An 11390-nucleotide genomic window follows, 5' to 3' on the forward strand; every position below is an offset into this window, starting at 1 on the left:
ATACACTCACTACACAGTATCAATTCCCAGATACTGACGGTGATGGAATTGAAGATAGATGGGACTCATGCATTAATGAGCCTGAAAACTATAATGATTATCTAGATAAAGATGGCTGTCCAGATGTTGAAGGAACAACGGGAGGTAATATGCTTGATGCTGATTATGATGGTATAGCAGATCATTTAGATCAGTGTCCAATGATTGCTGAAAGATATAATGGCTTCCAAGATGATGACGGCTGTCCCGATAGTATTGATTATCAAACAATAGGAGATTCTGACGGTGATGGTATCTATGATGATATAGATCAGTGCCCTCTTGCTAAAGAGACATACAATAGATATCTAGATTCAGACGGCTGTCCAGATTATGTAGCAGATAACAAATTTGTTTTTGATACTGATGGAGATGGTATTATTGATAACCTAGACTTGTGTCCAAATCGTCCTGAAACATTCAATGGATTTTTAGATTCAGATGGCTGTCCAGATAATCAAACATCCTCTATTGATACTGATAGAGATGGAATTTCTGATAATTTAGATTCATGTCCTCTAGATCCTGAAACTTACAACAGATTTCAAGATGATGACGGTTGCCCTGACACTGCAGATACACTCACTACACAGTATCAATTCCCAGATACTGACGGTGATGGAATTGAAGATAGATGGGACTCATGCATTAATGAGCCTGAAAACTATAATGATTATCTAGATAAAGATGGCTGTCCAGATGTACCTGGTGCACAATCAACTACTCCTACATATGCCGATTCAGATAATGATGGTTATCCAGATGTAATTGATTCATGTCCATTAAATCCTGAAACATGGAATAAATATCTAGATTGGGATGGTTGTCCTGATACTGCTCCAGAACAGCAAAGATTTGTACACGATGATGATCTAGATGGCATCATTAATGATGAAGATCTCTGTCCATTTGATCCTGAAGACTATGATGGAGACAGAGATACAGATGGATGTCCTGACCAATAGGTGTATCGAAGAATGAAAAAACAATATCTTTTAGGATTTTTGATTTTACTTACTACCACCATTGGAATGTTTCCAAGTGGAGTATATGCTAATGAAGCAATTGATTCTGACGGTGATGGAGTTCCAAATAACCTAGATCAATGCCCTCATCTTCTAGAAGACTATGATCCACAATATGGAAATAACATTGATGGTTGTCCAGCAGACTTTGTACCATGGTATGATGAAGATTATGATGGCATTCAAGACCACATTGATAATTGTCCAACTCTAAAAGAGACATACAACAGATTCCAAGATGAAGATGGTTGCCCTGATACACTTCCAGGAACTAAAGTTGGAGGATCTCCAGATTCTGACGGTGATGGAATTAATGATTATAAAGATCATTGCCCAAACCAACCTGAAACTTTTAATGGAATTCTTGATTTAGATGGATGTCCAGATAATTATATTTTAAAAACTGATAGAGATCAAGATGGAATTCCAGATGCAATAGATGCATGTCCAACTGCTAAAGAAACATGGAATAAATTCCAAGATGATGACGGCTGTCCAGATATTATTTCCAAATCATTTGTCGTTGATTCAGATAATGATGGAATATTGAATATCCATGATACATGCATACTGGAACTTGAAACTTATAATTTCTTCCAAGATGATGACGGCTGCCCAGATGTTAATAACATACAACCTGATTCTGACGGTGATGGTATTCCAGATGTAATCGATATGTGTCCCACACAAAATGAAACATGGAACAAATATTTTGACACTGATGGCTGTCCAGATACTTTACCAGTTGGAAATGTCATAATTGATAGTGATGGTGATGGAATAAACGATAATGTTGATTTGTGTATAAATGAAAAAGAAACCTGGAACAAGTATCTTGATAATGACGGCTGTCCAGACATTGCACCTGAGCAGTCAAGATACAAGCATGATGCTGATTTGGATGGTATTATCAATCAAAATGATCTCTGTCCATTTGATCCTGAAGACTATGATGGAGACAGAGATACAGATGGATGTCCTGACCAATAGGTGTATCGAAGAATGAAAAAACAATATCTTTTAGGATTTTTGATTTTACTTACTACCACCATTGGAATGTTTCCAAGTGGAGTATATGCTAATGAAGCAATTGATTCTGACGGTGATGGAGTTCCAAATAACCTCGATTACTGTCCTCATCTTCTAGAAGACTATGATCCACAATATGGAAATAACATTGATGGTTGTCCAGCAGACTTTGTACCATGGTATGATGCTGATTATGATGGCATTCAAGACCACATTGATAATTGTCCAACTGTAAAAGAGACATACAACAGATTCCAAGATGAAGATGGCTGTCCTGATACACTTCCAGGAACTAAAGTTGGAGGATCTCCAGATTCTGACGGTGATGGATATCCTGATTATATGGATTTGTGTCCAAATCGTCCTGAAACATTCAATGGCATTGATGATAAAGACGGTTGTCCTGATGATGCTTCAAGTTTAAAAGATACTGATAGAGATGGAATTTCTGATAATTTAGATGCGTGTCCTCTAGAATCTGAAACCTACAACTTCTACTTGGATCAAGACGGCTGCCCTGATAATGTAGATACACTCACTACACAATACCAATTCCCAGATTCTGACGGTGATGGAATTGATGATAGATGGGATCAATGTTTAAACGAACCTGAAAACTATAATGATTATCTAGATAAAGATGGCTGTCCAGATGTACCTGGAATTTCACAATCTGCATTACCTGATTCTGATTATGATCTGATTCCAGATATATATGACGCATGTCCATTTGAGCGTGAAAACTATAACAAATTCCAAGATTCTGACGGCTGTCCCGATGAAATTGAACTTTCAGTCTCAGGTGATTCTGACGGTGATGGAATTCCTAATAGTGTTGATCAATGTCCTTATTCTAAAGAAACTTACAACAAATTCCAAGATGATGACGGTTGCCCTGATACACTTCCAGGAACTAAAGTTGGAGGATCTCCAGATTCTGACGGTGATGGAATTGTTGATAATCTAGATCGTTGTCCAAACCAACCAGAAACATATAATGGATTTTTAGATTCTGACGGCTGTCCTGATAACTCTGACTCTATTCTTGATTCAGATAATGATGGAATATTGAATATCAATGATGCATGCATACTGGAACCTGAAACTTATAATTTCTTCCAAGATTCTGACGGCTGCCCAGATTCAAACGATTCTATGACTTCATCCTATCTATTCCCAGATTCTGACGGTGATGGAATTGATGATAGATGGGATCAATGTTTAAACGAACCTGAAAACTATAATGATTATCTAGATAAAGATGGCTGTCCAGATGTACCTGGAATTTCACAATCTGCATTACCTGATTCTGATTATGATCTGATTCCAGATATATATGACGCATGTCCATTTGAGCGTGAAAACTATAACAAATTCCAAGATTCTGACGGCTGTCCCGATGAAATTGAACTTTCAGTCTCAGGTGATTCTGACGGTGATGGAATTCCTAATAGTGTTGATCAATGTCCTTATTCTAAAGAAACTTACAACAAATTCCAAGATGATGACGGTTGCCCTGATACACTTCCAGGAACTAAAGTTGGAGGATCTCCAGATTCTGACGGTGATGGAATTGTTGATAATCTAGATCGTTGTCCAAACCAACCAGAAACATATAATGGATTTTTAGATTCTGACGGCTGTCCTGATAACTCTGACTCTATTCTTGATTCAGATAATGATGGAATATTGAATATCAATGATGCATGCATACTGGAACCTGAAACTTATAATTTCTTCCAAGATTCTGACGGCTGCCCAGATTCAAACGATTCTATGACTTCATCCTATCTATTCCCAGATTCTGACGGTGATGGAATTGATGATAGATGGGATCAATGTTTAAACGAACCTGAAAACTATAATGATTATCTAGATAAAGATGGCTGTCCAGATGTACCTGGAATTTCACAATCTGCATTACCTGATTCTGATTATGACGGTATAGCAGATCATTTAGATCAGTGTCCAATGATTGCTGAAAGATATAATGGCTTCCAAGATGAAGATGGCTGTCCCGATAGTATTGATTATCAAGCAATAGGTGATGGTGATGCCGACGGTATCTATGATGATGTAGATCAATGCCCTCTTGATAAAGAAACTTACAACAAATTCCAAGATGATGATGGCTGTCCAGACTCAGTTGCAGATAATTTAACCACTCATGATTCTGACGGTGATGGAATTGTTGATAACCTTGACTTGTGTCCAAATCGTCCTGAAACATTCAATAGCATTGATGATAAAGACGGTTGTCCTGATAATGATCTTGGTATAAGAGATGCTGATAGAGATGGAATTTCTGATAATTTAGATTCATGTCCTATAAATCCTGAAACTTACAACAAATTCCAAGATGAAGATGGCTGCCCTGACACTGCAGATACACTCACTACACAATACCAATTCCCAGATTCTGACGGTGATGGAATTGAAGATAGATGGGACTCATGCATTAATGAGCCTGAAAACTATAATGATTATCTAGATAAAGATGGCTGTCCAGATGTACCTGGTGCACAATCAACTGCTCCTACATATACTGATTTAGATAATGATGGTTATCCAGATGTAATTGATTCATGTCCAATAAATCCTGAAACATGGAATAAATACAATGATCATGACGGTTGCCCTGATACTGCTCCAGAACAGCAAAGATTTGTACATGACGATGATCTAGATGGCATCATTAATGATGAAGATCTCTGTCCATTTGATCCTGAAGACTATGATGGAGATAGAGATAATGATGGTTGCCCTGATTACTGATGTTAATTATTTGAAATACTAAATATATTCAGATTATAAAATTAAATTATGCTTCCAAATTTTTCAAGTAGAGCATTTTTAGCTCCTATGGCTGGAGTCAGTGATCCTGCACTTCGACTACAATGTAAAAACATGGGAGCTGGTCTTGTTGTTACAGAATTTACCAATATCCATAGTATTGTAGCTAAAGAAAACCAACTTAAAGAAAACATGCAAACAATACGAGAATTCATTGAATATTCAGAACAAGAACGCCCACTATCTGTTCAGCTGTTCGGTTCTGATCTTATTGCATTAGAAAAAGCTGCAAAAATTGTAGAACCTTATTTTGATATGATTGATTACAATATGGGTTGTCCTGCACCTCATATTACTAAACAAATGGCTGGAGGAGCTCTTTTACAAGAAGTTAATCTAACTCAGCAAATATTTCGCACACTTGTAAATGCCGTAAAAAAACCTGTAACTCTCAAAATTCGTTCCGGTGTGACAAATGCCAGTAGATTTCTTTTTAGAGATATTGCTGAAATTGCTGAAGATGAGGGAATTCAAATGATTACTCTTCATCCAAGAACTGTAAGTCAAGGTTATTCTGGAAATGCAGATTGGGCAATGATTAAAGAACTAAAAGAAATTTCCAACCTGCCTATTGTTGGAAATGGGGATATCACTACTCCTGAAGATGCTAAAGCTATGATTGATGAGACTGGTTGTGATTATGTCATGATTGGTCGTGGTGCAATGGGAAACCCATTTTTATTCGAGCAAATTAATGATTATCTAAAAACTAATTCCTATAGCGAATATTCTTTTAAAGATCGATTGGATTCTTTTTTTGATTATTTACACATTACAAGTAGGTATAAAATCAAATTTGCAAATATTAAGAGTCAGGCTATACGATTTACAAGAGGTATGTATTGTGGTTCTAAACTTCGTTCAAAAATTACCACTTCAAAAAATATTGAGGAACTAAAGAAAATTATGAATGATGCATATAACAAATAGAAATTTATTAAATTATTTTAAATCACTTTACATCTATTAATAATAGTACCAAAATTTGTACTAAATTTTTGAAAAAATTTGATTATTCTTATATATTTCAAAATATAGTTCAAAGTATGAACTTAGGATTTGATTTCTAATGGCAACAGCTTATGTTCTCATAAACTGTGAACTTGGTTCTGAAGATGCAGTAATCTCAGAATTAAAATCCATTAACGGAGTTGTTGAAGTACATGGTACATTTGGTGCATATGATATCTTAGCTAAAGTTGAATCCAATCTGGTAGAAGCATTGCGTGAAACCATCACTTGGAAGATTAGAAAAATCCCAAAAATTAGATCAACTTTGACATTGATGGGAATTGAAGGTCAACAATAATCTTCAACATACCTTGCTTTTATACTCAAATTGTAATATGTTACCATCCCTTCAAAAACACGGTCCTCCAAAGGGACACCTAACTGAGAGGGGTAGCAACCTCTCAGTAGTTAATTCCAAATCAAATTCACATGTAACTATTTTTAATTTAATAAAAGAAAATGATTAGAGAGCATCATTACCTCTCTTTTTTGATGCAATGTTGATGGTATCATCAACTGATGATATCACTATGATGCCATCTCCTGGGTTTCCAGTAAATGCTGCATTTGTAATTGCGGTGGTTATTTTGTCCACATCCAAGTCATTCACAATTGTACTAATCGTTGCAACTTTGTTGAATTCAGCAATAAAAGTACCTGTTCCTCTACCTGCCCTTATGGTTTGTCTTTGTCCAGAACCTCTTCCATTACCTTCAAGAATGGTAAATCCGCCAACTATTCCTTTTATTGCTTCTGATACTGCACCAGTTTTATCAATATGTACAGTTGCCTCAATTCGTTTCATTTCAATTCTTCTTTTATCATTGTTTAAAAAAGATTATATGTTTTTATTCAAATTTTATGATACTATAAGGTAATTGGTTATATTATAATCCTCTGACCTTTTTAGTACTAAATTAAATCAAAATTATGAAAAGTGATGAAAAACGATCTCATAGATTAAACTATCTTTTAAAATATTATTTGACAAATCCTAAAGAATATGATCTATATCTAAGAGCCAAACAAATGGGAGTGACTGACTCAACTGCTAAGGATTACATTAGAACAGTAATTATTCAAGCCCAGAAGATTTATTCAAAATAGTTTTAACCTATTCAAAAATTTACCTTTTTCTATTCTTAAGAAATCCTAAGAATCTAAAACAAGGAATTCATAAATAATCAATATATGAGAAAATACACATGGATGATCCATTACTAGATGATGTAAAAGCTCTTTTAGATAAAGACTTTGGAGATGATCGTATTCTAAAGCAAATTTGTAGAGCTTGTGAAAATAACGAAGTCATTAGTAATTATGAAAGAAACTATGTTAGAAAATTAGCAGAAAAATATCTGGGAAAAAAACCCAAAATTACTTCCACTCCATCTGCTGAAGAAAAAAATGTGGTTACAGATGTTATGATGTCACAACCAACACATATTCAAAAAATCCAACCACCTCAAAGAAAACCAGTAAAAATTCCATCTAGATCAAAAAATACAAAAATGATTATTGGGATTGGTACTGTTGCTTTGGCAATTATCATTGTAGTTGGTGTGTCATTTAGTGAAATGTCAGATGGACTTTCAAAAATAGATCCTAAAAATAATTCTATTCCTGTTTCATTATCTATTCAAACTGATTTGCCATCATACAATAAAAAAGATCTGATATCCATAAGTGGTGTATCTAATACTTCTGGAAATGTAAATCTCTCTATTGTAAATCAAAATAATGAACTTGTATGGACAGAACAGGTATCATTAAAAAATAAAGGATCTTATTCGACTATATGTATTGCTGGTGGACCAGGCTGGGAAAGTTCTGGAACTTATACCATCAAAGTAGATAATGGAGTGGAAACAAAATCAAGCACATTTTCATTTATTGCATAGTTTATTCAAATTCTTTCCAATGAGAATCAATTAAATCTCTTAATTTCTCAACACTAATTTCTTCCATATGTTCACGATAAACAATGAATTTATTTTGTCTTCCAGATCCTTCATCATAAATATTAGATGTGTTTTTTGGGATTGCATTATTTTTCCACTGATCCATTCCAAAAATCCATACTGTTGCATCCGGATTTGAAAATTCAATGTCATCACAACCTATAACATAAAGATAACATTTTGTTACACGATTTAATTTTTCATGCAATTTTTCATAGGCTATCATTTGACCCTTTGCAATATTGATCTTATCATTATGGAATCCTTTGAATTCTAGAATGACAAAACTTCCTTTGTGCTCAATTAGCCAATCTATATCCGTACCACCTGAGGCTATCATTCCATGAACAATTAAATCTCCTAATACCTCTCTCCCGCGACTAAATTCCTGTTCATCAAAAATTTGGTATTTTGCTTTTGGACTCTTGCGAATTATTTGTCTGGATGTTTCTTTAGAATTAACTAGATTCTCTTTTTCATATAATGTATCAATCAAATCGTTAGTTTCATCAGTCATAATCTTTTTTTAACTTTAAAACTCGATGATAAGAGAGTTTGTACAGTTAGGTGATTTCCTTGATCTATCTACAGAAAAATTCTTGTCCTGTTCCTTTGTATAAAATAAAATATTCATCTTGATTCTTCCTATCTTTTTTAGCGTTCAATGCATCTTGATACATTTCGAAATGCTCAATTAAATACAATTGATTTCCTGGTTCTCCAAAATAATCTATTCCTACTAAATTAAATCCAATTTCAGGAGTTAATTTGATCTTTTCACGCTCAAAAATATCTTCAGTCAATTTCTAAAATAAAAAATCACTGATCATAAATCATTAAATCCTTTTCTTCTAATAATGCATGTAAATTATGAACCGAACGATATACATCCGATTCTTTTTTAGCACCTGTACATACTAATTTTCCTGAGGCAAATAACAAAATTACAGTTTTTGGATCAAGCATTCTGTGAATTAGTCCAGGAAACTGTTCTGGTTCATACATACTTCGTGGCAAGGTTCTTGCTGCTTTTTCCAGGTGAATTTTTCCACCCAAATTAATGGCTGCAACAATATTTTGAACTGTGATCACTGCATCTTTTTTTATTTTGATTTTTCCCTTTCTTAGTTTTTGAACAACTGTGTTTACAGCTTTAATGGACATCTCTTCTGATTTAGCACCAGTACATACCATCTTCCCTGTTCTAAAAATTAATGTTGCTGTTCTTGGATTTGCTAATCTAAAAACTAGTCCAGGAAATTGTTCTGGATGATATTCTGTATCGGGAAATTTTTCTGTAATTTCAATAAGATCAATTTTTTGATCAACTGATGCAGATGCAACTACGTTCTCAACACTAACAATAGGCTTTGTTTGAGGCATAACGAGGGACTTTAAATAGCCCCTTTATATATACTAGTCAAATTTTTTTCAAAAATATGCCAAACGCTAATGATGTCCTATCAATTGATAGCTATGCTCTTTATCCATGATATCTGTAATAATGTCTCTATTTTTTATTTTAGGTATTTTGAAATCAAATAATCCTAATTGACCCTTCTGTGGAACTGGAATTCTAAATGATTTAGGGTTTCTTAACATGAATCCATAAGTCTTATTTTGAAATTTTTTTGATGACAAATGAAATTTTTTATCTAATTTTATTTCTTTTAATGAATTGTATTTTTTTATATCGTAAATCTCTGCTTTACCAATAATTGCACCTGTAACAAATTTTTTATCCATTTTTAATCTAATACAATCATCTCTTCTTATTTTTAATGGAGAATGAATTAAAAACTCTCCTCTAAAATTTGTACTCCAATTTCGTAATTCAATGGTTTTCTCACCTGAAATAATTAAATCTGCAAATGGCTGAGCCACAGAAAGGCATTTCAAGATTTTATTCAGTTGCTACCTTAATTAATTCACCAGGGTTTTTACCTCGTCCTTCCGGTAAATTTGTAATTCCGCCATTCAAACTTTGCGTAATTATTCCCTTACTGGCTAAAACTTGTGCAGTCATTAACGAAGTATTCCCAGCCATACATACTAGTAATGATTTTCCTTTTGTTCCTTCTAATTCTTTTTTAAACTCATTTGGAATTTGTTGAGTTTGTAATAATTGCTCTATAGTTTTTGCTTTAGGTACGGAAATTTTTGATTTATCAATACCCAATGATTTTGCTATTAATTCAATTCCTTTCTCACGTGGTGTATATTGTGTATGAACCCAAATAATTCGATCATAGTCTTTTGCTATTAATGCTGCATCATCTATAGAAATATTCATTGATAGTTTATTTTCTCCTATTTGCTCAAAATTCTTTTTGTATTTTTCAATTCCATCTGCCACTATTACGACCACTTTTTTATTATTTCCTGAACTGAACATTTGAATTGTTGAATACAATGCTAGCGCTGTACTCTCTCCTATATTATGACCTTTATCTACAAAAAACTTGAGAAGAAACTTTGCTTTTTCAAAATCTACTTCATGTTCTGCAGCGTATAGGTCAGGGTTATATAATTTCAATCCCAAAGCTTTGCTTTTAGTTCTAATTCCTGCAACATCTTGACCAGGAATAGGAAATACTACATGAATTGATTTTTTATCATATTTTTCAGTCATATACTGACTCAAACCTCCAGAAGTTCCCCCTGTACCAAATGAACAAATAATATGATAGTCCTTTAATGAATCACCCTTCTCATACAGCTGTTGATCAATTTCAGGAGCCGTAATAGTTCTATGAACATCCGTGTTCAATTCATTATCATACTGTTTTGGGCAAAATAAATCATAAATTTTTGCAAGAAACCTTGCCAAATTTATGATGTCCTGTTTTGCTAGCAATGCTTCTATCTCTTGAATATTTTTGTCAAAAATTTCAGGATTAAATCCAAGATCTGACAATTGAGATCTAACATTTCCTGCAGTTGCTTTTGCAGCTAACTCATTTGCTTTATTCTCCATTCCTGGTGCTGGACAAATATCCATATCTAAATCCATAATTCGAATATTTTCATTTCTTAATTCTTTAAAGACTCCTTCTTGTAATTTTCTTGAAACAAGTACAACCACATTAATTCCAAGTTTTGATAATTGTCCTAATGCTATTCCAAAATTTCCTGAGGTAGCTTCAATTACTGTCTGATCTCTTCTCAACTTTCCAGAAAGTATTGCGTTATGAATTATATGACTTGCTGCTCTGACTTTGATTGAGCCACTTAGTAATGTAGAATCAAACTTACCATAAACTTTCAAATCTTTATCATCCAGATCTAATTTATAAATGGTTTTAGCACATTCTATCAAATCTTCAGTAAGATCAACTAATGGAGTAGGATTGATAATCTTTGCATCTTCTAAGTGAGGTACATTACACCATATTTCATCCTCAAATCTTTTTAGTAAAATACTATCGATTTCTTTTCCTTCAATCTCACTCATTCTTTTTCCTCTGAATTA

The 11390-nt window shown here is 33.7% G+C and carries 13 protein-coding genes; 7 read left to right on the forward strand and 6 right to left on the reverse strand.

Annotated features, from left to right (window positions below):
- From OEM44_08085 to OEM44_08105, 5 genes are all read left to right on the forward strand, one after another.
- On the forward strand, positions 1 to 1004 hold a 1004-nt coding region (locus OEM44_08085), incomplete at its 5' end, for a thrombospondin type 3 repeat-containing protein (GenBank protein ID MDH3516757.1).
- 12 nt (positions 1005 to 1016) lie between these two features.
- A complete protein-coding gene (locus OEM44_08090) occupies positions 1017 to 2054 on the forward strand; it encodes a thrombospondin type 3 repeat-containing protein (protein MDH3516758.1) in 1038 nt (345 codons plus the stop codon).
- A gap of 12 nt (positions 2055 to 2066) precedes the next feature.
- Positions 2067 to 4868 carry a thrombospondin type 3 repeat-containing protein gene (locus OEM44_08095; GenBank protein MDH3516759.1) on the forward strand — a complete coding sequence of 934 codons (2802 nt, stop codon included), beginning with the start codon at positions 2067 to 2069 and terminating at the stop codon, positions 4866 to 4868.
- Between the two features lie 48 nt (positions 4869 to 4916).
- Entirely contained in the window at positions 4917 to 5876 is a 960-nt protein-coding gene (gene dusB / locus OEM44_08100; protein ID MDH3516760.1) for a tRNA dihydrouridine synthase DusB, read from the forward strand.
- Between the two features lie 139 nt (positions 5877 to 6015).
- Positions 6016 to 6255 (forward strand): Lrp/AsnC ligand binding domain-containing protein, encoded by a 240-nt coding sequence (locus OEM44_08105; protein MDH3516761.1) that lies wholly within the window; start codon positions 6016 to 6018, stop codon positions 6253 to 6255.
- 165 nt (positions 6256 to 6420) lie between these two features.
- Here OEM44_08105 and OEM44_08110 read toward each other — a convergent pair whose 3' ends face one another.
- Positions 6421 to 6762 carry a P-II family nitrogen regulator gene (locus OEM44_08110; GenBank protein ID MDH3516762.1) on the reverse strand — a complete coding sequence of 114 codons (342 nt, stop codon included), beginning with the start codon at positions 6760 to 6762 and terminating at the stop codon, positions 6421 to 6423.
- Positions 6763 to 6887: 125 nt separating this feature from the next.
- On the opposite strand from OEM44_08110, the gene OEM44_08115 reads away from it, so the two are divergent.
- Positions 6888 to 7064: a hypothetical protein gene (locus OEM44_08115; protein ID MDH3516763.1), complete on the forward strand. Its 177-nt coding sequence runs from the start codon at positions 6888 to 6890 to the stop codon at positions 7062 to 7064.
- A 98-nt stretch (positions 7065 to 7162) separates the two neighbouring features.
- Positions 7163 to 7858, forward strand: coding sequence for a hypothetical protein (locus OEM44_08120; GenBank protein ID MDH3516764.1), 696 nt, complete (start codon positions 7163 to 7165; stop codon positions 7856 to 7858).
- A gap of 1 nt (position 7859) precedes the next feature.
- Here OEM44_08120 and OEM44_08125 read toward each other — a convergent pair whose 3' ends face one another.
- The 5 genes from OEM44_08125 to OEM44_08145 form a co-directional block, all read right to left on the reverse strand.
- Positions 7860 to 8435 carry a hypothetical protein gene (locus tag OEM44_08125; protein ID MDH3516765.1) on the reverse strand — a complete coding sequence of 192 codons (576 nt, stop codon included), beginning with the start codon at positions 8433 to 8435 and terminating at the stop codon, positions 7860 to 7862.
- Positions 8436 to 8499: 64 nt separating this feature from the next.
- Positions 8500 to 8721 carry a hypothetical protein gene (locus OEM44_08130; protein MDH3516766.1) on the reverse strand — a complete coding sequence of 74 codons (222 nt, stop codon included), beginning with the start codon at positions 8719 to 8721 and terminating at the stop codon, positions 8500 to 8502.
- Positions 8722 to 8737: 16 nt separating this feature from the next.
- Positions 8738 to 9301, reverse strand: coding sequence for a TATA-box-binding protein (locus tag OEM44_08135; GenBank protein MDH3516767.1), 564 nt, complete (start codon positions 9299 to 9301; stop codon positions 8738 to 8740).
- Positions 9302 to 9367: 66 nt separating this feature from the next.
- The gene (locus OEM44_08140; protein MDH3516768.1) at positions 9368 to 9817 is read right to left on the reverse strand and encodes an ASCH domain-containing protein; all 450 of its coding nucleotides are present in this window, start codon (positions 9815 to 9817) and stop codon (positions 9368 to 9370) included.
- Between the two features lie 4 nt (positions 9818 to 9821).
- Entirely contained in the window at positions 9822 to 11372 is a 1551-nt protein-coding gene (locus OEM44_08145) for a pyridoxal-phosphate dependent enzyme (GenBank protein MDH3516769.1), read from the reverse strand.
- Positions 11373 to 11390: the final 18 nt, after the last annotated feature.

Origin of the sequence: Nitrosopumilus sp. (assembly GCA_029862745.1) — an archaeon.
In the GTDB taxonomy this organism is placed as follows: domain Archaea; phylum Thermoproteota; class Nitrososphaeria; order Nitrososphaerales; family Nitrosopumilaceae; genus Nitrosopumilus.

What these genes read in the sequence shown, in the direction of transcription:
- OEM44_08090 (MDH3516758.1), top strand. Translation starts at nt 1,017, where the DNA reads ATGAAAAAACAATATCTTTTAGGATTTTTGATTTTACTTACTACCACC.
- OEM44_08095 (MDH3516759.1), top strand. Translation starts at nt 2,067, where the DNA reads ATGAAAAAACAATATCTTTTAGGATTTTTGATTTTACTTACTACCACC.
- dusB (MDH3516760.1), top strand. Translation starts at nt 4,917, where the DNA reads ATGCTTCCAAATTTTTCAAGTAGAGCATTTTTAGCTCCTATGGCTGGA.
- OEM44_08105 (MDH3516761.1), top strand. Translation starts at nt 6,016, where the DNA reads ATGGCAACAGCTTATGTTCTCATAAACTGTGAACTTGGTTCTGAAGAT.
- OEM44_08110 (MDH3516762.1), bottom strand. Translation starts at nt 6,762, where the DNA reads ATGAAACGAATTGAGGCAACTGTACATATTGATAAAACTGGTGCAGTA.
- OEM44_08115 (MDH3516763.1), top strand. Translation starts at nt 6,888, where the DNA reads ATGAAAAGTGATGAAAAACGATCTCATAGATTAAACTATCTTTTAAAA.
- OEM44_08120 (MDH3516764.1), top strand. Translation starts at nt 7,163, where the DNA reads ATGGATGATCCATTACTAGATGATGTAAAAGCTCTTTTAGATAAAGAC.
- OEM44_08125 (MDH3516765.1), bottom strand. Translation starts at nt 8,435, where the DNA reads ATGACTGATGAAACTAACGATTTGATTGATACATTATATGAAAAAGAG.
- OEM44_08135 (MDH3516767.1), bottom strand. Translation starts at nt 9,301, where the DNA reads ATGCCTCAAACAAAGCCTATTGTTAGTGTTGAGAACGTAGTTGCATCT.
- OEM44_08145 (MDH3516769.1), bottom strand. Translation starts at nt 11,372, where the DNA reads ATGAGTGAGATTGAAGGAAAAGAAATCGATAGTATTTTACTAAAAAGA.